This is a genomic window from Pseudomonas zanjanensis (assembly GCF_014268745.2).
Taxonomy (GTDB): Bacteria; Pseudomonadota; Gammaproteobacteria; order Pseudomonadales; family Pseudomonadaceae; genus Aquipseudomonas; species Aquipseudomonas zanjanensis.
The window spans coordinates 3615217-3634849 of sequence record NZ_JABWRB020000001.1; the positions used below are offsets into that span (position 1 = coordinate 3615217).

At 61.3% G+C, this 19633-nt stretch carries 21 protein-coding genes; 16 read left to right on the forward strand and 5 right to left on the reverse strand.

Annotation, left to right across the window (positions count from 1 at the left end):
• Positions 1-12: 12 nt before the first annotated feature.
• Positions 13-1104 (reverse strand): chorismate synthase, encoded by a 1092-nt coding sequence (gene aroC / locus HU715_RS15410; RefSeq protein WP_186710070.1) that lies wholly within the window; start codon positions 1102-1104, stop codon positions 13-15.
• Between the two features lie 143 nt (positions 1105-1247).
• On the opposite strand from aroC, the gene HU715_RS15415 reads away from it, so the two are divergent.
• Positions 1248-2213 (forward strand): alpha/beta hydrolase, encoded by a 966-nt coding sequence (locus HU715_RS15415; protein WP_186710144.1) that lies wholly within the window; start codon positions 1248-1250, stop codon positions 2211-2213.
• 106 nt (positions 2214-2319) lie between these two features.
• Positions 2320-3108, forward strand: a complete 789-nt coding sequence (locus HU715_RS15420) for a hypothetical protein (protein WP_186710072.1) — start codon at positions 2320-2322, stop codon at positions 3106-3108.
• Positions 3109-3384: 276 nt separating this feature from the next.
• Here HU715_RS15420 and prmB read toward each other — a convergent pair whose 3' ends face one another.
• Complete coding sequence (gene prmB / locus HU715_RS15425; RefSeq protein ID WP_186710074.1) at positions 3385-4293, reverse strand: 50S ribosomal protein L3 N(5)-glutamine methyltransferase; 909 nt, start codon at positions 4291-4293, stop codon at positions 3385-3387.
• 254 nt (positions 4294-4547) lie between these two features.
• On the opposite strand from prmB, the gene HU715_RS15430 reads away from it, so the two are divergent.
• The 5 genes from HU715_RS15430 (at position 4548) to HU715_RS15450 (ending at position 7319) form a co-directional block, all read left to right on the forward strand.
• Positions 4548-5138: a cysteine hydrolase family protein gene (locus HU715_RS15430; protein ID WP_014339619.1), complete on the forward strand. Its 591-nt coding sequence runs from the start codon at positions 4548-4550 to the stop codon at positions 5136-5138.
• A 130-nt stretch (positions 5139-5268) separates the two neighbouring features.
• Positions 5269-5589, forward strand: coding sequence for a hypothetical protein (locus tag HU715_RS15435; protein WP_186710076.1), 321 nt, complete (start codon positions 5269-5271; stop codon positions 5587-5589).
• A gap of 73 nt (positions 5590-5662) precedes the next feature.
• Positions 5663-6220, forward strand: a complete 558-nt coding sequence (locus HU715_RS15440) for a Smr/MutS family protein (protein ID WP_025214971.1) — start codon at positions 5663-5665, stop codon at positions 6218-6220.
• A 77-nt stretch (positions 6221-6297) separates the two neighbouring features.
• Positions 6298-6843: a GTP cyclohydrolase I FolE gene (folE, locus tag HU715_RS15445; protein WP_003204506.1), complete on the forward strand. Its 546-nt coding sequence runs from the start codon at positions 6298-6300 to the stop codon at positions 6841-6843.
• A 104-nt stretch (positions 6844-6947) separates the two neighbouring features.
• On the forward strand, positions 6948-7319 hold the full coding sequence (locus HU715_RS15450; protein ID WP_186710078.1) for a glutathione S-transferase N-terminal domain-containing protein: 372 nt from the start codon (positions 6948-6950) through the stop codon (positions 7317-7319).
• Between the two features lie 143 nt (positions 7320-7462).
• Here the strand turns inward: HU715_RS15450 and HU715_RS15455 are convergent, their stop codons facing one another.
• The gene (locus HU715_RS15455) at positions 7463-8629 is read right to left on the reverse strand and encodes an aminotransferase-like domain-containing protein (protein WP_186710080.1); all 1167 of its coding nucleotides are present in this window, start codon (positions 8627-8629) and stop codon (positions 7463-7465) included.
• A gap of 80 nt (positions 8630-8709) precedes the next feature.
• On the opposite strand from HU715_RS15455, the gene HU715_RS15460 reads away from it, so the two are divergent.
• The 3 genes from HU715_RS15460 (at position 8710) to HU715_RS15470 (ending at position 11520) form a co-directional block, all read left to right on the forward strand.
• Positions 8710-9147 carry a MarR family winged helix-turn-helix transcriptional regulator gene (locus HU715_RS15460; RefSeq protein WP_186710087.1) on the forward strand — a complete coding sequence of 146 codons (438 nt, stop codon included), beginning with the start codon at positions 8710-8712 and terminating at the stop codon, positions 9145-9147.
• 334 nt (positions 9148-9481) lie between these two features.
• Positions 9482-10831 carry an NCS2 family permease gene (locus HU715_RS15465; protein WP_186710088.1) on the forward strand — a complete coding sequence of 450 codons (1350 nt, stop codon included), beginning with the start codon at positions 9482-9484 and terminating at the stop codon, positions 10829-10831.
• Positions 10832-10893: 62 nt separating this feature from the next.
• A complete protein-coding gene (locus tag HU715_RS15470) occupies positions 10894-11520 on the forward strand; it encodes a LysE family translocator (protein ID WP_186710089.1) in 627 nt (208 codons plus the stop codon).
• A 195-nt stretch (positions 11521-11715) separates the two neighbouring features.
• Here HU715_RS15470 and uraH read toward each other — a convergent pair whose 3' ends face one another.
• Complete coding sequence (gene uraH / locus HU715_RS15475) at positions 11716-12069, reverse strand: hydroxyisourate hydrolase (RefSeq protein WP_186710092.1); 354 nt, start codon at positions 12067-12069, stop codon at positions 11716-11718.
• Positions 12070-12482: 413 nt separating this feature from the next.
• On the opposite strand from uraH, the gene puuE reads away from it, so the two are divergent.
• The 6 genes from puuE to HU715_RS15505 all read left to right on the forward strand — a co-directional run bounded on the left by puuE (position 12483) and on the right by HU715_RS15505 (position 18241).
• Entirely contained in the window at positions 12483-13409 is a 927-nt protein-coding gene (gene puuE, locus HU715_RS15480; protein WP_186710100.1) for an allantoinase PuuE, read from the forward strand.
• Positions 13406-13921, forward strand: coding sequence for a 2-oxo-4-hydroxy-4-carboxy-5-ureidoimidazoline decarboxylase (gene uraD / locus HU715_RS15485; protein ID WP_039594512.1), 516 nt, complete (start codon positions 13406-13408; stop codon positions 13919-13921). The genes puuE and uraD overlap by 4 nt, the downstream gene beginning before the upstream one ends.
• Positions 13922-13989: 68 nt before the next feature.
• Positions 13990-14985, forward strand: coding sequence for an allantoicase (alc, locus tag HU715_RS15490; RefSeq protein WP_186710107.1), 996 nt, complete (start codon positions 13990-13992; stop codon positions 14983-14985).
• Positions 14986-15106: 121 nt separating this feature from the next.
• Positions 15107-15610: an ureidoglycolate lyase gene (locus HU715_RS15495; RefSeq protein WP_039594514.1), complete on the forward strand. Its 504-nt coding sequence runs from the start codon at positions 15107-15109 to the stop codon at positions 15608-15610.
• 51 nt (positions 15611-15661) lie between these two features.
• Positions 15662-16963 carry a urate hydroxylase PuuD gene (locus HU715_RS15500; RefSeq protein WP_186710109.1) on the forward strand — a complete coding sequence of 434 codons (1302 nt, stop codon included), beginning with the start codon at positions 15662-15664 and terminating at the stop codon, positions 16961-16963.
• Positions 16964-17455: 492 nt separating this feature from the next.
• Positions 17456-18241, forward strand: a complete 786-nt coding sequence (locus HU715_RS15505; RefSeq protein ID WP_186710111.1) for an outer membrane protein OmpK — start codon at positions 17456-17458, stop codon at positions 18239-18241.
• A 213-nt stretch (positions 18242-18454) separates the two neighbouring features.
• On the opposite strand, the gene HU715_RS15510 is transcribed toward HU715_RS15505, so the two are convergent.
• Positions 18455-19609 (reverse strand): patatin-like phospholipase family protein, encoded by a 1155-nt coding sequence (locus HU715_RS15510; protein ID WP_186710114.1) that lies wholly within the window; start codon positions 19607-19609, stop codon positions 18455-18457.
• Positions 19610-19633 lie beyond the last annotated feature (24 nt).

Below are 19633 nucleotides of genomic sequence, written 5' to 3' on the forward strand. Positions count from 1 at the left end.
GCAGGCCGACCATCAAAGCTGCCCCAGCACCGGGGTGCTGACGCGCACGTCGGCGTTCTGGCCGCGATGACGCAGCAGGTGATCCATCAGCACGATGGCCATCATCGCCTCGGCGATGGGCGTGGCACGAATGCCGACGCAGGGGTCGTGACGGCCCTTGGTGATCACATCGACCGGGTTGCCATGGATATCGATGGAGCGCCCCGGCGTGGTGATGCTGGACGTCGGCTTCAAGGCCAGGTGCGCCACGATCGGCTGGCCCGAGGAAATGCCGCCGAGGATGCCACCGGCATTATTGCTGAGGAAACCCTCAGGCGTCAGTTCGTCACGGTGCTCGGTGCCACGCTGGGCGACGCAGGCAAAACCGGCGCCGATTTCCACGCCTTTCACCGCGTTGATACTCATCAGCGCATGAGCCAGCTCGGCGTCGAGGCGGTCGAAGATCGGCTCGCCAAGGCCCGGCATCACGCCTTCGGCGACCACGGTGATCTTTGCGCCGACCGAGTCCTGGTCCCGGCGCAGTTGGTCCATGTAGGCCTCGAGTTCTGGCACCTTGTCCGGATCGGGACAGAAAAAGGCGTTCTGCTCCACCGAGTCCCAGGTCTTGAACGGGATTTCGATGGGGCCCAACTGACTCATGTAACCACGGATGACGATGCCCTGGCTGGCCAGGTACTTCTTGGCAATCGCCCCGGCCGCCACGCGCATGGCGGTTTCCCGGGCCGAGCTGCGACCGCCGCCACGGTAGTCGCGCTCACCGTATTTGTGGTGGTAGGTGTAGTCGGCGTGGGCCGGGCGGAACAGGTCCTTGATGGCCGAGTAGTCCTTGGACTTCTGGTCGGTGTTGCGAATCAACAGGCCGATGGCGCAGCCGGTGGTGCGCCCTTCGAACACGCCGGAGAGGATCTCAACTTCATCGGCTTCCTGGCGCTGGGTGGTGTGGCGGCTGGTGCCGGGCTTGCGGCGGTCCAGGTCACGCTGCAGGTCGTCCAGGGAAATCTCCAGGCCCGGCGGGCAGCCGTCGACAATGGCGACCAACGCCGGGCCATGGCTTTCGCCCGCGGTGGTGACAGTGAACAGCTTGCCGTAGGTATTGCCGGACATGCAGGGTGCTCCGTGAAAAACGCTGAGAGACTCAACCTTGGATTCGTAGTGGGCGCCAGTATACGCAGGCTCCCCGCGTAGTTCATCCTCGAACCTTATCGGCGGCCACCAGTCCAACCGGCACCTTCGCAACTAATGGCGTGATGATGTTAAAGCTGCTAGCCCTAAGCCTTACCTTGTTCACCGGCCTGTTTTCCTGCCTGGCCCAGGCCACGGTGCTGCAACGCCCGATCAGCCTCGACACCGGCAATGGCGAACTATTCGGCTCATTGTTGCTGCCCAAGTCCGACACGCCCGTGCCGGTTGTCCTGATCATTTCCGGATCCGGTCCTACAGACCGCGACGGTAACAACCCCGAGGGCGGGCGCAACGACAGCCTCAAGCGCCTGGCCTGGGTCCTGGCCAGGCACAACATTGCCAGCGTGCGCTATGACAAACGCGGCGTGGCCGCCAGCCTCGCAGCGACGCCGGACGAGCGCAACCTGAGCGTCGAGGCCTATGTCGCCGATACCGTGGCCTGGAGCCGCAAGCTCGCCGCCGACCCACGCCTGGGCCCGTTGATCCTGCTGGGCCACAGCGAAGGCGCGTTGATCGCCAGCCTCGCCGCGCCCCAGGCCAACGCGGCGGCGGTCATTTCCCTGTCCGGCAGTGCCCGACCAATCGACCAGGTACTGCGCCAACAATTGAGCAACCGCCTGCCACCGCCGCTGATGTTGCGCAGCAATGAGCTGCTCGACAGCCTCAAGGCCGGGCGACTCGACGACAACGTGCCGACGCAACTGCGAGTGATTTTCCGCCCCAGCGTACAACCCTACCTGATCTCGTTGTTCCGCCAGGACCCGGCCCGGGCCTTCGCCGCGTTGAAGATGCCGGCCTTGATCATCCAGGGCAGCAACGACATCCAGATCAGCGTCGATGATGCCCGGCAGTTGAAAGCCGCCAAGCCCGACGCCGAACTGGCGCTGATCGAGGGCATGAATCACGTGATGCGCATCGTGCCCAACGACGTGAAACGGCAACTGGCCTCCTATAAGGACCCCAACTTGCCCCTGGCGGCCGAACTCGGTGCGCGGATTCTGCGTTTTATTGACTCGTTAGCCGCGCGTTAGGCGGTTTTAGTCGATTTAATTTCAGTAATGGCAAAAATGGCCGATAACCCGGTGTCGGATAGCGCAATGGCTACCGACCCGCCGGCCTGGACAGGATTTTGCCGTTATGACTGAAACTCAAGCTTCCCCCGACACCGCTGCCGAAGCCCCCGCCTCGTCCGTGGCTGAGCTGCCGTGGGCCGACGTACATACCGAGCATCACAAAATGCTCCGGCTGGCGCCGCTCAAAACCGACCGCGCCACCGGTGTTCGGCCGTTGCGGTTTGTCGAGTTCAGCTATGTCGAGCGCCACAGCAAGGAACGCAGCTTGCTGCGCATGACCCTCCAGCTGCCGAACCAGCGGGTGCGCAAGGAACAGAATCATCTGGACGTCTGGGCCGATCACGTCGAGAAACGCCTGACTTTTTCCCCGGACAACCTGCAAGTCGAGCCGTTGAACCGTGGCATCGGCCGTTTCCTCGCGGCCCAGGGTATTACCTGGGCCAAGAAACGCTGGTCGGCCTATCAGGTAGACGGCACCGACCTGGATAACAAGGACGCCCTGAACGAAGACACGCGCCTGCGCCGCGATCGCTTCCTCAAGGCCCAGGGTTTCGAGGTGGCCTACGCCGACGCCCAGCACCTCAAGGGTAGTATCAAGTCGGCCCAGGTTGGCGATCTGGTCGGCGACTGGAACACCGAGAAGCTGCAGTTCGTGACCATCCTCGAAGCCGCGCAGATGCTGCAACAAGCCGAGCAGAACCTGGCGGAACAGGAAGTCAAACTCAAGCAGCAGGAAGAGAAGGTCACCAAGTTCAAGCGCGAAGACACCGGCTTGCGCTTCACCATCACCTGCCTGGTGGCCTTCGCCATGTTTCAGGCGGGGTTGCTGATCTGGATTGCGACGCGGCACTGATCACAACCGTGCATGTCCCCCCTGTGGGAGCGAGCTTGCTCGCGATAGCGGTGGGTCAGTCAATTCAATGCCACTGACCCGACGCCATCGCGAGCAAGCTCGCTCCCACAGTGGGGTTGCGGCGCAACGCGGACAATCCCGTGGCGAGGGAGCTTGCTCCCGCTCGGCTGCGCAGCAGTCGTAAATCTGGCAAATATCATTTTGAGCCATTAAAGCGGGGGCTGCTTCGCAGCCCAGCGGGAGCAAGCTCCCTCGCCACAAAAGCGGTCACAGAGATCAAACCCGCGAAGCAAACAACCCCTGGTGTTGGCGGCACTGCTCGGCGCTGAGCATGAACACGCCATGCCCGCCGCGCTCGAAGTCCAGCCAGGCGAAATCGACTTCGGGGTACAGCGCCTCGACGTGCACCTGGCTGTTGCCCACCTCGACAATCAACAGCCCCTTCTCGGTCAGATGATCGGCCGCCTCGGCCAGCATCCGCCGAACCAGGTCCAGGCCGTCATCGCCACAGGCCAGGCCCAATTCCGGCTCGTGCTGGTATTCCTGGGGCATATCGGCGAAATCTTCCGCATCGACGTAGGGCGGGTTCGACACGATCAGGTCGAAACGTTGCCCTGGCAACCCTTCAAAACCATCACCCTGGACGGTGAACACGCGCTCATCGACACCGTGGCGCTCGATGTTCTGGTTGGCCACTTCCAGCGCTTCGAACGACAGGTCGGCCAGCACCACTTCGGCTTCCGGGAATTCATAGGCACAGGCGATGCCGATGCAGCCGGAACCGGTGCACAGATCGAGAATCCGTGCCGGCGCTTGGCCCAACCAAGGCTCGAAACGCTTTTCGATCAGCTCACCGATGGGCGAGCGCGGAATGAGCACGCGCTCATCAACAATGAACGACATCCCGCAGAACCAGGCCTCACCCAACAGGTAGGCCGTCGGAATGCGCTCGGCAATGCGTCGGCGCAGCAGACGCTGCACATGGACCAGTTCTTCGTCTTCAAGACGGCAGTCCAGGTAGCTGTCGGCGATTTCCCACGGCAGATGCAACGCGCCCAACACCAGTTGCCTGGCTTCGTCCCACGCATTATCGGTGCCATGGCCGAAAAACAGATCCTCTCCATGGAAACGGCTGACGGCCCAACGGATATGGTCGCGCAGGGTACGGAGACGGGAAGTGATCACGGCGGCAAACTCCAGAAAAATCGACGGGCGAGTCTACCAGTCAAACGCGGCGTCACCCAAACGCGCCCCGATGACGAACGAAAAGCGCCGGACCAACCGTAGGAATCATCCGTTTTTTGCATCGCCTATTGAACGAGACGAGCATCTTGACAAGGCTGTAGGCCAGCAACGGCGGCCCTTGCGATGGAAGCGATTCACAGAACCGCTCAGCCAGAGGAGAATGTCGCAAAAGCCCCACTCGAAGGAGCCCCAGAATGTCCGTTCCAAAAACGATGTTTCAACTCAGCGGCCGTGGTTATGCAGCGGCCAACCTGAGTCAAGCGACCTTGATCATCATCGATGCCCAGAAAGAATACCTCGCCGGGCCCCTGGCCCTGAGCGGCATGGATGCAGCCGTCGCGAACATCAAGCAATTGCTCGGCGCGGCCCGCGCAGCCGGTCGCCCGATCGTGCATGTGCGCCACCTGGGCACCCATGGCGGGCTGTTCGATCCACAAGGTGAACGCGGGGAGTTCATCCCCGGCCTCGAACCCCAGGGCGACGAAACCGTGGTCGAAAAGCTGCTGCCCAGCGCCTTCCATGGCACCGAGCTGAAAAAACGCCTGGAAGACTTCGGCCCCCTGGACCTGATCGTGTGCGGGTTCATGAGCCATTCCAGTGTCAGCACCACCGTGCGCGCCGCCAAGAACCTGGGCTTTCGCTGCACCCTGGTGGAAGACGCCTGCGCCACGCGCGACTTGCCGTACAAGGGCGGTGTCCTCAGCGCCGAGCACGTGCAGCAGACCGAAATGGCGATCATGGCCGACAACTTCGCCACCCTGGCCCTGACCCGCGACTTCATCTGATGCGCCTTGATGAGCGGCCACTCCCGCCGCTCATCCGCAAAAGCCTCTCATTTGCCGCAATTGCCTTACCTTCAGGAACAACCCGAATATCTTCCGGTCGAAGGGCCGATACCCATTGAGGAAGGTCGGAATGAAGTTATCCGATGGTTTTGACGCACGTCGCTTGCGGCCCAAGGGCCCGAGCAACTGGCGGTTTCGTTTCGGCGCGGCGATCGCTGCGCTGCTGGCAACACTCGGTGTACTGCTGGCCATGGCCGGTGCCGCCAGCCTGCTGGGCCGCCCTCCCGCACTGGGCGAGTTGAATGCCACCCCAATGGGTTCGACGATCATCCTGGCAGTCGGGCTTTTCGTACTGTTGCTGGGCGTCTGGCTCTGGCGCCGCTGCCGCCGTCGCGCCCGCCAATCCCTGGAGCTGGCCATGGCTCCGCACCTGATGAAAAAGCACGACTGACTCGCCACCCGACGTTTTGTCGCGCCGGATCCCGCCAGAGTTGGGTAAACTGGCCGGCTTCGCGGAGGCTGACATGCAAGACGACGACTTTTCCCTGTTCAAGAGTGCGATCCAGGGCGTAAAACCGATCAAACACGACCGTGCCGAGACCGGCAAGCCCAAGGCCGATCGCGCGCAAATCGCCAAGCTGCGCCAAGCCGCCACCGTGCGCACCGACGCCACCACCGTGGACGGCTTGTCCGATCAGTTCGTGATCGACGTCGGGCCGGAAGACGAGTTGATGTGGGCCCGCGACGGTGTCCAGGAAAGCCAGATGCGCAAGCTGAAGGTCGGCCAGATTCCCTTCGAAGGCAGCCTCGACCTGCACGGCATGACCGTCGAAAAGGCCCGGGAAACCCTTTGGGCGTTCCTGGCCGAAGCCACCAAGTTCGAAATCCGCTGCGTGCGCGTCACCCATGGCAAAGCCGTGCGCCTGGACGGCAAGCGGCCGATGATCAAGAGCCACGTCAACACCTGGCTGCGCCAGCACCCGCAAGTGCTGGGCTTCACCTCCTGCCAGGCAAAACACGGCGGCGCCGGGGCGGTCTACGTGATGCTCAAGCGCACCATGATGGAAGGCCGCGACGAATAGCCCTCGCTTGCCGAGCTTGCAGCGCCGTGTCCGCCACCGTACCCTTGCCCTTTGCGTAAAATCCCACAGGTAGTTTCATGTCTCTGGAACAGAATTACACCGCGATTCTCGGCCAACTGGGCGAGGACGTTTCCCGCGAGGGCCTGCTCGACACGCCCAAGCGCGCTGCCAAGGCCATGCAGTACCTCTGCCGCGGTTATGAACAGACCCTGGAAGAAGTCACCAACGGTGCCTTGTTCAGCTCCGATAACAGCGAGATGGTGCTGGTCAAGGACATCGAGTTGTACTCGTTGTGCGAGCATCACTTGTTGCCTTTCATCGGCAAGGCCCACGTGGCCTACATCCCGAGCGGCAAGGTACTGGGGCTGTCGAAGGTCGCGCGTATCGTCGACATGTACGCCCGTCGCCTGCAGATCCAGGAAAACCTCAGCCGCCAGATCGCCGACGCGGTCCAGCAAGTGACCGGCGCCCTGGGCGTGGCGGTGGTGATCGAGGCCAAGCACATGTGCATGATGATGCGCGGTGTGGAAAAGCAGAATTCCTCGATGATCACTTCGGTGATGCTCGGCGAGTTCCGTGAAAACGCCGCCACTCGCAGCGAATTCCTCAGCCTTATCAAGTAACGCGTCGCAAGAAGAAAACCGGCATTGATCGCCGGTTTTTTTTCGCCCGTGAAAAATCAGGTAAGCTGCGCGCCCTCTTCTTCCCTGCCGCGAGGCTGAATACCGTGATCGTCAAAGCGCTTCGAGTTGGCTTGGGCCAGCTCATCATTTTCATCGACTTCATCACCCGCCCTGGCAAGAAACAGCGCCCGGCCGAGGCCCAGGCGCAGGTCGACCAGGCCGCTCGCAGCCTGACGCTGTATCAATTCCATGCCTGCCCGTTCTGCGTGAAGACTCGCCGTACCCTGCGTCGCCTCAACGTACCGGTGGCCCTGCGCGATGCGAAAAACAACGAGCAGGATCGTCAGACGCTGCTGGAGCAAGGGGGCAGGATCAAAGTGCCGTGCCTGCGCATTGAAGAGAATGGCGAGACCACCTGGATGTATGAGTCCAAGGTGATCATTGATTATCTGGATAAGCGGTTTTCTGCGGCCTGATGGTTTTGTGGTGAATTAAAGGGCCTCATCGCGAGCAGGCTCGCTCCCACAATGGAGCTGTGGTTAACTGGGTTTTGTGATCGACTCCGAACCCTGTGGGAGCGAGCCTGCTCGCGATGGGGCCAGCCCAGCCACCGCATAAATCAGGCTGCTTTTGCAGCCAACGCCTCCCGCACCACCCCCGCCAGCCGCTTGAGCCCTTCATCCAGCCGCGCCGGGTCGATGTGGCTGAAGTTCAAGCGCAAGTGCCCCGGATGCTGGTCCGGCTCAGGAAAGAACGGCTCTCCCGGCATGAATGCCACGTCGGCCGCCAGGGCGGCGGCGAGCAAGGTGCGGGTGTCCAGCGGTTGCCTGAGGGTCAGCCAGAAAAACAACCCGCCCTGGGGCACGTTCCAATCCGCGATATCAGCGAAATGCGTTTGCAACGCCGCCTGGAACCGATCACGACGGTCCCGATAGAAATCCCTCAACTCACTCAAATGGCTGCGGTACTGCTCGGTGCCGATCCATTGCTGCGCCTGCCACTGGCCGATACGATTGGTGTGCAGGTCCGCCGATTGCTTGAGCCGCAGCAGATGCGGGAACAGATCCGGACTGGCGATCAGGTAGCCCACCCTTAGCCCCGGCAACAGGGTTTTCGACACGGTGCCGGTGTAGATCCAGCTGGCCTTCTTCAAGCGACTGACAATCGGCGTGGCACTGCCGCCATCGAAGGTCAACTCGCGGTAGGGCTCGTCCTCGATCAGGGTGACGTCAAACTCGTCCAGCAGCGCCGCCACCGCATCGCGCTTGGCCTCGCTGTAGCGCACCGCCGAAGGGTTCTGGAAGGTCGGGATCAGGTAGATAAACGCTGGGCGATGCTGCTCCAGCCGGGCCCGCAACTGCTGCAGGTCCGGGCCGTCGGCCTCCAAAGGAACGGTGATGCAGTCGGCGCCGAACAGCTGGAAAATCTGCAACGCTGCCAGATAGGTCGGCGCTTCGAGCATCACTTCGGTGCCCACGTCGATGTGCAGCTTGGCCGCCAAATCGAGGGTTTGCTGGGAGCCGCTGACCACCAGCACCTGGCTCGCCTCACAGGCCACGCCCAGCGCCCGCGCCTGGGCTGCCAGGGCCTCACGCAGGGCCGGTTCGCCTTCGCTCATGCCGTACTGGCCCATGGACAATGGCATGGCCGCCCATTCCACTTTCGGCAGCATGGCTTCGGCCGGCAGGCCGCCGGCGAACGACATCACCTCAGGACGCTGCGCCGCCGCGAGGATTTCTCGAATCAAAGAACTTTTGAGGCGCGAGACACGTTCGGAAAAAGCCATGGGTCACCTGTAGCCGGTCGCTGGAATAATGAGTCAAACTGGTTGACCGAAATTACGCCGACCTCTGTGGATACGTCAATATGCTTGACCTTAAAAACCCTGCCTCCCAACAAATGGCCATGGAAGCGTTTTTCTTCGGTTACCAGGCGTTCACCGCCAAGGCCGATGAAATGCTCGAGCGTCGGGGGTTGAGCCGGGTCCACCAGCGCATCGTCTTTTTCATCGCCCGCTATCCGTCATTGAGCGTAAAGGAATTGCTGGCCCTGCTTGGGGTGAGCAAGCAGGCGTTGAACATGCCGTTGCGGCAGTTGATGGAAATGCACTTGGTGAACAGCGTCGCGTCCGAGACTGACAAACGCAAACGGCTGCTGGAACTGACCGCCGAGGGCGGGCGGTTCGAGCAGGCGTTGCGGCGTGAACAGGTGAAATTGCTGGAGCGGGTGTTTGCCGACGCCGGGGAAGCGGCGGTGGATGGGTGGCTGGCGGTGAACCTGGCACTGGGGAAATCCAGTGACTGACGGCGTCTGATCCGACGCCATCGCGAGCAGGCTCGCTCCCACAGTGGGCTGTGATGAATGCAAGATTTGTGTTCACCCATGAACCCTGTGGGAGCGAGCCTGCTCGCGATAGCGTCCGCATAGGCCATATATCCCTATCGCCAGACATTTCGTCGACAACACAGAAAACATTATTTGCATTATTTGTATACAAAAGCATAATTCGCTTCGTGCGAGTTCCTGACCAACAGGTCAACATACCCTCGCCAGCCTTACCTGCCTCAGCGCATCGCAACCACCCCCAGGGCGTGTGCGGTGCTGGAAATAACAATAAGACTCTTGAGGAGTACTCGCTGTGGAAAGCCGCAAACCCGAAGCCCGGACGCTGGACCTCTCGCCGCCACTACGCAGTGGCTGGCTTGAACGCCTCTTCAAACTCAGCTTGCATGGCACCACGGTGAAGACCGAGCTGATTGCTGGCCTGACGACCTTCATCACCATGGCCTACATCATCTTCGTCAACCCCAACATCATGGCCGACGCCGGCATCGATCACGGTGCCGCCTTCGTCGCCACCTGCATCGCCGCGGCCCTGGGCTGTCTGTTGATGGGCCTGTACGCCAACTGGCCGGTGGGCCTGGCACCGGGCATGGGTCTGAACGCCTTCTTCACCTACACCGTGGTCGGCACCATGGGCTACAACTGGGAAACCGCATTGGGCGCGGTGTTCATCTCCGGTGTGCTGTTCATGTTCCTGACCTTGTCACGGGTGCGCGAGTGGCTGCTCAACAGCATTCCGGTGAGCCTGCGCTTCGCCATGGGCGCGGGGGTCGGGTTGTTCCTCGGGCTGATCGGCCTGAAAACCGCCGGGATCATCGTCGACAGCCCCGCCACCCTGATCAAGCTCGGCTCGTTGCGCGAACCCGGTCCGTTGCTGGCCGCGGTGTGCTTCCTGATGATCGCCGTGCTCAGTTATCACCGTGTGTTCGGCGCGATCCTGATCAGCATCATCGCCGTGACCCTGGCCGGTTGGGGCCTGGGGTTGGTGCAGTACAACGGCGTCATGTCGACGCCGCCGAGCCTGGCTCCGACCTGGATGGCGATGGACGTGGCCGGCGTGTTCAACATCAGCATGATCAGCGTGGTGCTGGCCTTCCTTTTCGTGCACATGTTCGACACCGCCGGCACCCTGATGGGCGTTGCCCAGCGCGCCGGCCTGGTGAAAGCCGATGGCAAGATCGAGAACCTGTCCCGCGCCTTGAAAGCCGACAGTGCCTCCAGCGTATTTGGCGCCATGGTCGGCGTGCCGCCGGTGACCAGCTACGTGGAAAGCGCCGCTGGTGTGGCGGCAGGTGGCCGCACGGGGCTTACCGCCGTGACCGTCGGTGTGCTATTTATTGCCGCCATGTTCTTCGCACCGCTGGCCGGGATGATCCCGGCCTACGCCACGGCCGGGGCCTTGATCTACGTCGCCATGCTGATGATGGGCGGCATGGCCCACATCGAATGGGACGAAGCAACCGACAGCATTCCGGCCATCGTCACGGCCATCATGATGCCCCTGACGTTCTCGGTCGCCGACGGCATCGCCCTGGGTTTCATCACCTATGTGGTGCTCAAGGCCGGCACCGGTAAACACAAGGAAATTTCCGTCAGCCTGTGGGTGCTTTGCGCGATCTTCATCGCCAAGTTCATCTTCTTGTAAGCGCAACCGTATTCACTCGCCTCACCCCTTGGGTGAGGCTTTTGTACATCAGGAGCAAAGTAATGAATCTGGAAACCTGGCTGTTGTTCAGTGGCGCCGCATTGGTGGTGATCCTCATCCCCGGCCCGTTGTCGTTGTTGATGATCGGCAATAGCCTGAACTACGGCCTGCGCCGCTCCTATCCGGCATTCCTGGGGGGCGTGATCGCGTCGATCTGCCTGCTGAGCGCTTCGGCGCTGGGGCTCGGTGCATTGTTGATGGCCTCGGAGCAGTTGTTCAGCGCCCTGAAGATCGTCGGCGCCCTGTACCTGTTCTACCTGGCCTGGCAGAGCTGGCAGCAATCGCGCCAACCGGCCCAAGGCGCCGAAGTGCCCCAGGCTGTCGCCGTCCCGCGCTTTCGCACCCTCTTCGGCCGCGCGTTCGTGCTGGGGGCAAGCAACCCGAAAGACATCCTGTTCTTCGCTGCGTTCCTGCCGCAATTCCTGAGCGCCGAACAGCCATTCCTGCCGCAACTGCTGATCATGATCGCCACTTGGACCGTACTCGACCTGCTGTGCAAGCTGGCTTATGGCCTCGGTGCCCACGGCGCGGCGCGGTATCTGCGTACGGGTAAAGGCCAGGGCTGGTTCAACCGGGTCAGTGCCGGGTTGTTTGGTGGCGCGGGGGCGGCCTCTTTGTTGAGTCGCTGAAAGGCAAAAGCTTCGCGAGCAAGCCCGCTCCCACAATTGGAATGCATTTCAAGTGTGGGAGCGGGCTTGCTCGCGAAGGCACCCTCCCAGACACCCCATTTTTCATGGACGAAAAAAAGCCCGCAGTGTGAGCGGGCTAAAAACCAAAGAAGCTTATGCGCAGTCGCTTCCAAGACAAGGCAGTTGCTTGGGGGATCAACTGCCTCGATACGTTGAATAGGCGTAGGGCGAAATCAACAAGGGCACGTGGTAATGGTCCTGCTCGGCCGAAATACCGAAGCGCAGCACCACCACATTCAGGAACGCTGGATCGGGCATTTGCACGCCACGGGCGCGGTAGTAATCACCGGCGTGGAATTGCAATTGATAAACGCCCGAACGGTAGTCATCTCCTTGCAACAGGGGCGCATCGCAACGGCCGTCGCTGTTGGTCAGTGCACTGGCGACCAGATGTAGTTGCGAATCTTCCACGCGGTACAGTTCGATCTTGATCGAGCTGCCCGGGCAGCCATGTGCGGCATCCAAAACGTGAGTAGTCAAACGTCCCATTGCTTGTGCGCGCCTCGCTGCAGTGCAGTCCGGCCCGACGCCTCCTGATTCAGTTGAAAGACAGGCCGCACCGTTTCGGAGCACGAAACGCCACGGCGATGAGCGAATTAAGACACTTTAAAAGAAAATTGTACACAATAAAAAACAGATATTTGGCCCTTCGACTGCGCGACGGCACGTCAACTCCAGGTTTAAGTCAAACCAATGAATACAAGACCCTCCCGACGATTCATTGACCGACTGGGCAGGTTTCTTGCAGTGTAGACCCTGCCAGGGCCACAGTGAAAAAGGCAAAAATTCAGGCTTACAAATCGCGCATAAAGTTGTATACAATCACTCCATCGTCGTGACGCCAGCCTGAAACTCATCACCGGGGCGCCACCTACATGGTTCGAACAAGAAGGAAAACTGCAGTGAGCGCTGACTACCCACGCGACCTGATCGGTTACGGCAGTAACCCTCCCCATCCCCATTGGCCGGGCAATGCTCGCATCGCCCTGTCCTTCGTGCTCAATTACGAAGAAGGCGGCGAGCGCAACGTCCTCCATGGCGACAAGGAATCCGAAGCGTTCCTTTCGGAGATGGTCGCGGCGCAACCGCTGCAGGGCGAGCGCAACATGAGCATGGAGTCGCTGTACGAGTATGGCAGCCGTGCCGGCGTCTGGCGTGTCCTCAAGCTGTTCAAGGAATTCGATATCCCGCTGACCGTTTTCGCCGTAGCCATGGCCGCCCAGCGCCATCCAGACGTGATTCGCGCCATGGTCGCCGCCGGCCACGAGATCTGCAGCCACGGCTATCGCTGGATCGACTACCAGTACATGGATGAGGCCCAGGAACGCGAGCACATGCTCGAAGCGATCCGCATCCTCACCGAAATCGCTGGCGAACGTCCGCTGGGCTGGTACACCGGCCGCACCGGCCCGAACACCCGTCGGCTGGTGATGGAAGAAGGCGGTTTCCTCTACGACAGCGACACCTACGACGACGACCTGCCCTACTGGGAGCCGAACAACCCCACCGGCAAGCCGCACCTGGTGATCCCCTACACCCTCGACACCAACGACATGCGCTTCACCCAGGTGCAGGGTTTCAACAAGGGCGATGATTTCTTCCAATACCTCAAGGATGCTTTCGACGTGTTGTACGCCGAAGGGGCCGAGGCGCCGAAGATGCTTTCCATCGGCCTGCATTGCCGGCTGATCGGCCGCCCTGCGCGACTGGCCTCCCTCAAGCGCTTTCTCGAATACGTCAAAGGCCATGATCACGTCTGGTTCAGCCGTCGTGTCGACATCGCTCGCCACTGGCAGCAAACCCATCCGTATCAGGGAGCGTCCAAATGACCGCCTTCCAGACCCTCAAGCCCTCCACCTTGAGTCGCGAAGCGTTCGTCAAAGCCTTTGCCGATATCTACGAACATTCGCCATGGGTGGCCGAGAAGGCCTTCGACCTGGGCCAGGATCCCTCGATCGACGAAATCGAAACCCTGCACCAGCGCATGAGCGACATCCTGTTGAGTGCCGATCACGCCAGCCAACTGGCGCTGATCAACGCTCACCCGGACCTGGCCGGTAAAGCCGCCGTCCAGGGCCAACTGACCGAAGCCAGCACGAACGAACAGGCCGGCGCCGGTATTCACCAATGCACGGCCGAAGAGTTCCAGCGCTTCACCGAGCTGAACGACGCCTACAAGGCCAAGTTCAAGTTTCCCTTCATCATGGCGGTAAAAGGCAGCAACCGGCACCAGATCCTCGCGGCATTCGAAACGCGCATCCATCACTCGGCAGACGCCGAATTCAAATGCGCGCTGGCAGAGATCAACAAAATCGCGTTGTTCCGATTACTAACCCTTTAGCGAGCAGCCCTGCGACCCGAGGCCCTGCAAGCATCCCCAGCCAACCTATTTAAAGGCAGACAAGAAGAATGAAAGCTTACGCCGTACCTTTCGAGAAGTTCGTCAACCTGGCCGACGCCCGCCTGGGCACCAAGATCATCTCGGTCACCGATGACTGGTTCGCCGACGCCAACCGCCTGTTCCAGCCGACCCCGGCCGTGTGGAAGGAGGGCGTGTTCGATGACAATGGCAAGTGGATGGACGGCTGGGAATCGCGGCGCAAGCGCTTCGAAGGCTACGACAGCGCGGTGATCCGCCTGGGCGTGGCGGGCTCGATCAAGGGCGTGGACATCGACACCTCATTCTTCACCGGCAACTACCCACCGTCGGCCTCCCTGGAAGCCTGCTTCCTGAGCGAAGGCGAACCGGACGAAAACACCCAGTGGACTGAAGTACTGTCGGCCGTCGAATTGCAAGGCAACAGCCACCACTACCACGAAATCAGCAATGACCAGGCCTTCAGCCACCTGCGCTTCAACATCTATCCAGACGGCGGCGTGGCTCGCCTGCGGGTCTACGGCATTCCGTACCGCGACTGGTCGGCCGTGGGCGACAACGAACAGATCGACCTGGCTGCCGCCCTCAACGGTGGCCGCGCCCTGGCCTGCTCCGACGAACACTTCGGGCGCATGAGCAACATCCTCAACCCGGGCCGTGGCGTGAACATGGGCGATGGCTGGGAAACCGCCCGTCGTCGCACCCCGGGCAATGACTGGGTGATCGTCGCCCTGGGCCATGCCGGCATCGTTGAACAGGTCGTCGTCGACACCCTGCACTTCAAGGGCAACTACCCCGACAGCTGCTCGATCCAAGGCGCGTTCGTCAAGGGCGGCACCGACAGCCAGATCGAAACCCAGTCGCTGTTCTGGCGTGAACTGCTGCCGAGCCAGAAGCTGGAAATGCACGCCGAACACACCTTCGCCGAGCAGATCAAGGCCCTGGGACCGATCACCCATATCCGCCTGAACGTGTTCCCGGACGGTGGCGTGAGTCGCCTGCGGGTGCTTGGTAAGGTAGCGAAGTAAGCGGCGCGCCCTTCGCGAGCAAGCCCGCTCCCACAGGGGAATGCATTCCAAATGTGGGAGCGGGCTTGCTCGCGAAGGCGCCAGAACAAACAACACAGAATTTTTGGATAAGAAGACCAGCATGCGCACTCTCAAGATCGAACCGTTGACCAAAGAAGCCTTCGCCCCATTCGGTGACGTGATCGAAACCGACGGCAGCGATCACTTCATGATCAACAACGGTTCGACCATGCGCTTCCATCGCCTGGCGACGGTGGAAACCGCCACGCCGGACGACAAGGCGATCATCAGCATCTTCCGCGCCGACGCGCTGGACATGCCGCTGACCGTGCGCATGCTGGAGCGCCATCCGCTGGGCAGCCAGGCCTTCATTCCGCTGCTCGGCAACCCCTTTCTGATCGTGGTCGCGCCACTTGGCGATGCACCTGTATCAGGCTTGGTCCGCGCCTTCGTCACCAACGGCAGGCAGGGCATTAATTACCATCGCGGCGTCTGGCACCACCCGGTGCTGACGATCGAAAAGCGGGATGACTTCCTGGTGGTTGATCGCAGTGGCACAGGCAATAACTGCGATGAGCATTTTTTCAAAGAGGATGAGTGTTTGATCCTCGCCCCCCACCAATAAGAGAAGGTCCGATCACGCGAAAACAAGCGTGACGGGCGAGAGGTAAAGACTGTGGAAGCACATATGCTGGAATGGCTGAACCTGAGCATTCGCTGGGTTCACATGATCACTGGCGTGGCTTGGATCGGCGCGTCGTTCTACTTCGTCTGGCTGGAAAACAACCTCAATCGCGTCAACCCCAAGAGCGGCCTGGCCGGCGACCTGTGGGCCATCCATGGTGGCGGCATCTACCACCTGGAAAAATACAAACTCGCGCCACCGTCCATGCCGGACAACCTGCACTGGTTCAAATGGGAAGCCTACTTCACCTGGATGTCGGGCATCGCCCTGCTGTGCGTGGTGTTCTATTGGAACCCGACCGTCTACCTGCTGGCCCCCGGCAGCAGCCTGAGCGGTGCTGAAGGCGTGGCCCTGGGCATCGGTTCGCTGCTCGTCGGCTGGTTCGTCTATTCCTTTCTCTGCGACTCGGCCCTGGGCAAGCGCCCCGCCCTGCTCGGCCTGATTCTGTTCGTGCTGCTGATCGCCGCGGCCTACGGGTTCAGCAAGGTGTTCAGCGGTCGCGGGGCCTACCTGCATGTCGGGGCGGTCATCGGCACGATCATGGTGGGCAACGTGTTCCGCATCATCATGCCGGCACAACGGGCCCTGGTCGCGGCCATCGCCGAGAACCGTACCCCCGACCCGGCGCTGCCGGCCAAGGGCTTGCTGCGTTCGCGCCACAACAACTACTTCACCCTGCCGGTGCTGTTCATCATGATCAGCAACCACTTCCCGAGCACCTACGGCAGCCAATACAACTGGCTGATCCTGGCCGGTATCGCCGTGGCGGCGGTGTTGGTGCGGCATTACTTCAACACGCGCCATGACAGCAACCGGTTTGCCTGGACGCTGCCGGTCGGCGCCCTGGCGATGATTTGCCTGGCCTACGTCACCGGGCCCAAACCCATCTCCAGCGCACCGGAAGTGGCAAAGGCGCCGGCCGCCATCGAGTACCAGCCCCTGCCGGAAACCGCCGTGGGCGGTGGCGCCAAGCCCGCAACGGCCCCAGCAGCGCCAGCGGAAAAACCGGCCCAGGCCGCCAGCGCCCAAGGCCCTTCGTTCGAGAAGGTCCACAGCGTGATCCAGGAACGCTGCTCGGTCTGCCACTCGGCCAAGCCCACCAGCCCGTTGTTCAGCGCCGCGCCGGGCGGGGTGATGTTCGACACGCCGCAGCAGATTCAGCAAGAAGCCGCGCGCATCCAGGCCCAGGCCGTAACCACCCAGATCATGCCGTTGGGCAACATAACCCAGATGACCCAGCAGGAACGCGACCTGATCGGCGCCTGGATCAATCAGGGCGCGCACACCAACTGAGCCACTGTTTTCAATAAATGTCCTACCGCTGACAGGCTGACAGGCAATGACCGGTCGCCCGTCAGCGACTGCCTGCGCCTCAACAATAAAAACAAGAGGAAAGCACCCGATGATCCAGCCCCGCCATCACGCCCCAAATTCGCCGCATCTGCGCCGTTGCAGGGCACTTGAGCCCTTCAAGACAAGCCCGTATCCTGCGCGGCCGTTCGAAACGGGCCGACAACAAAATCCCTTCCGATCCTGACCGAACTGCCAGCTTATTGCGGCACTGGCGGACATCAACGCGCCCCTGAACACAACTTTCCGACTGTTTCATAACGGCAGGGCAAGCCATTTCCGGTTTTTTCCGGACTTGGCTCAGCGCTTGCTATCAGCATTCGCCACGCTCAAAAAGCTGACCGAACGGATGTTTTCATCCGTGGAAAAAAGGCGCCACACCAGAGCGCTGACTCGAAAAAAAAGCGGTACCACTTACCTTTGGGAGCAAACCGAATGAAACGTACGTGCACCAGCCTGATACTCGCAGGATCCTTGCTGGCCGCCGGCCAGGCGATGGCCGACGGCCTGTTCCAGTGGCAGAACAACAGCCTGAGCTACCTGTATGGCAAGGATTTCCAGATCAACCCGCGTATCCAGCAGACCGTGACCTTCGAACACGCCGATGCCTGGAAATACGGGGACAACTTCTTCTTCCTCGATCGGATTTTCTATAACGGCCAGGACGACAGCCAGTCCGGCCCGAACACCTACTACGGTGAGTTCAGCCCGCGCCTGTCGTTCGGCAAGATCTTCGACCAGAAGCTGGAACTGGGGCCGATCAAGGATGTGCTGCTGGCCATGACCTATGAGTTCGGGGAAGGCGACAACGAGTCGTACCTGATCGGCCCGGGTTTCGACCTGGCGATTCCCGGCTTCGACTACTTCCAGCTGAACATCTACAACCGCCAGACCGAAGGCCCACGCGCCGGCGACAACGTCTGGCAGATCACTCCGGTCTGGGCCTACACCCTTCCGGTGGGTTCATCCGATATCCTGTTCGACGGGTTCATCGACTGGGTGGTGGACAACGACACCAATTCCAAGGGCACCTACCACGCCAACCTGCACATCGTCCCGCAGGTCAAATATGACTTGGGCAAGGCCTTGAAGCTCGGCGCCAAGCAGCTATACGTCGGGGTGGAATACGACTATTGGAAGAACAAGTACGCGATCGAAGACAGCGACGGGTTCAAGACCAACCAGAGCACGACCAGCTTTTTGCTGAAGTACCATTTCTGATCTGATTCATTGGGATCCAGAAGTCACCGCACAGCTTTTGTGGGAGCGGGCTTGCTCGCGAATGCGGACTATCAGCCAACATCAATGTTGAATGTTCAGTCGCCTTCGCGAGCAAGCCCGCTCCCACACTGGTTTGTGTATTGGGTTCAGTTTCAGCATCCACCCCGGATCCTCTGTAGGAGCGAGCCTGCTCGCGATCGCGGCGGAGCTGCTCTAAGCCAACCCCAGAAACCGACTCAACGCCTCACGCTGCGCCAACGCATCCTGGCGCCCCAGCTCGATCAGCTCGCTGCAATACCCCGCCTCGAACAACAGGTAGCTCAGCACCCCTGCGCCACTGGTCTTGGTCGCGCCCGGCCCGCGCAAGAAGACGCGCAACGCACGGGGCAACTCCTGGCGATGGCGGGCGGCGATTTCGTCGATCGGTTGGCTGGGTGAAATCACCAGCACGTCCACCGGTGCGGCGCCGAGGGCGTGGGCCGGGACGTCATCGGGCAGCAAGTGGCTGAAGCCGTTCAGGCGCTCAAGCAACTCGATGTCGCTTTCCAGGCTGTCGATGAACGTGCTGTTGAGCATATGACCGCCGATCTGCGCCAGGGTCGGTTGCAGGCCGGTGTAGCTGCGCTCGCGCGGATCTTGCCCGCCGGCGCCACGGGGATTGCCGCTGACACCGATCACCAGCACACGGTTGGCCCCCAGGTGCAGGGCTGGGCTGATGGGCGCCGATTGCCGCACCGCGCCGTCGCCGAAATATTGCGGGCCGATCCTGACCGGCGCGAACAACAATGGAATCGCCGAACTGGCCAGTAAATGCTCCACCGACAACTGCGTCGGCACACCGATACGCCGATGGCGCAACCAGGCATCGATGGTCCCGCGCCCCTGATAGAACGTAACGGCCTGGCCGGATTCATAACCGAACGCCGTCACCGCCACCGCCCGCAACTGCTGCTCGGCGATGGCCTGCTCGATGCCCGAGGCGTGGAACTGGGCCTGGAGCAGTTCGCGCAACGGCGAACTGTCGATCAGCGCCACTGGCAACTTGGCCCCCAGGCCCAGCAGGCTGTGGAAGAAGAAACGCATCGATTGGGCCAGCACGCCCCGCCAGTCGCTGCGCATGACTTGATGGCTGCGCACCGCTTGCCAGAATGCGGTCAGCCGCTCGATGGCCGTCTTGAAGTCCATCGCCCCGCTCGCCAGGCTGACCGCGTTGATCGCCCCGGCCGAGGTGCCGACAATCACCGGAAACGGGTTATCCGCCCCATCCGGCAGCAATTCGGCGATGGCCGCCAGTACGCCTACCTGATACGCCGCTCGAGCCCCGCCGCCGGAAAGAATCAAACCTGTAACCGGTTCAGCTGGGGTCATCGCAATGCTCCGTGCTCAAGGTGA

What these genes read in the sequence shown, in the direction of transcription:
- HU715_RS15440 (WP_025214971.1), top strand. Translation starts at nt 5,663, where the DNA reads ATGCAAGACGACGACTTTTCCCTGTTCAAGAGTGCGATCCAGGGCGTA.
- HU715_RS15435 (WP_186710076.1), top strand. Translation starts at nt 5,269, where the DNA reads ATGAAGTTATCCGATGGTTTTGACGCACGTCGCTTGCGGCCCAAGGGC.
- HU715_RS15460 (WP_186710087.1), top strand. Translation starts at nt 8,710, where the DNA reads ATGCTTGACCTTAAAAACCCTGCCTCCCAACAAATGGCCATGGAAGCG.
- HU715_RS15505 (WP_186710111.1), top strand. Translation starts at nt 17,456, where the DNA reads ATGAAACGTACGTGCACCAGCCTGATACTCGCAGGATCCTTGCTGGCC.
- HU715_RS15420 (WP_186710072.1), top strand. Translation starts at nt 2,320, where the DNA reads ATGACTGAAACTCAAGCTTCCCCCGACACCGCTGCCGAAGCCCCCGCC.
- HU715_RS15430 (WP_014339619.1), top strand. Translation starts at nt 4,548, where the DNA reads ATGTCCGTTCCAAAAACGATGTTTCAACTCAGCGGCCGTGGTTATGCA.
- HU715_RS15470 (WP_186710089.1), top strand. Translation starts at nt 10,894, where the DNA reads ATGAATCTGGAAACCTGGCTGTTGTTCAGTGGCGCCGCATTGGTGGTG.
- HU715_RS15510 (WP_186710114.1), bottom strand. Translation starts at nt 19,609, where the DNA reads ATGACCCCAGCTGAACCGGTTACAGGTTTGATTCTTTCCGGCGGCGGG.
- HU715_RS15415 (WP_186710144.1), top strand. Translation starts at nt 1,248, where the DNA reads ATGATGTTAAAGCTGCTAGCCCTAAGCCTTACCTTGTTCACCGGCCTG.
- aroC (WP_186710070.1), bottom strand. Translation starts at nt 1,104, where the DNA reads ATGTCCGGCAATACCTACGGCAAGCTGTTCACTGTCACCACCGCGGGC.
- HU715_RS15495 (WP_039594514.1), top strand. Translation starts at nt 15,107, where the DNA reads ATGCGCACTCTCAAGATCGAACCGTTGACCAAAGAAGCCTTCGCCCCA.
- uraD (WP_039594512.1), top strand. Translation starts at nt 13,406, where the DNA reads ATGACCGCCTTCCAGACCCTCAAGCCCTCCACCTTGAGTCGCGAAGCG.
- uraH (WP_186710092.1), bottom strand. Translation starts at nt 12,069, where the DNA reads ATGGGACGTTTGACTACTCACGTTTTGGATGCCGCACATGGCTGCCCG.
- folE (WP_003204506.1), top strand. Translation starts at nt 6,298, where the DNA reads ATGTCTCTGGAACAGAATTACACCGCGATTCTCGGCCAACTGGGCGAG.
- alc (WP_186710107.1), top strand. Translation starts at nt 13,990, where the DNA reads ATGAAAGCTTACGCCGTACCTTTCGAGAAGTTCGTCAACCTGGCCGAC.
- HU715_RS15455 (WP_186710080.1), bottom strand. Translation starts at nt 8,629, where the DNA reads ATGGCTTTTTCCGAACGTGTCTCGCGCCTCAAAAGTTCTTTGATTCGA.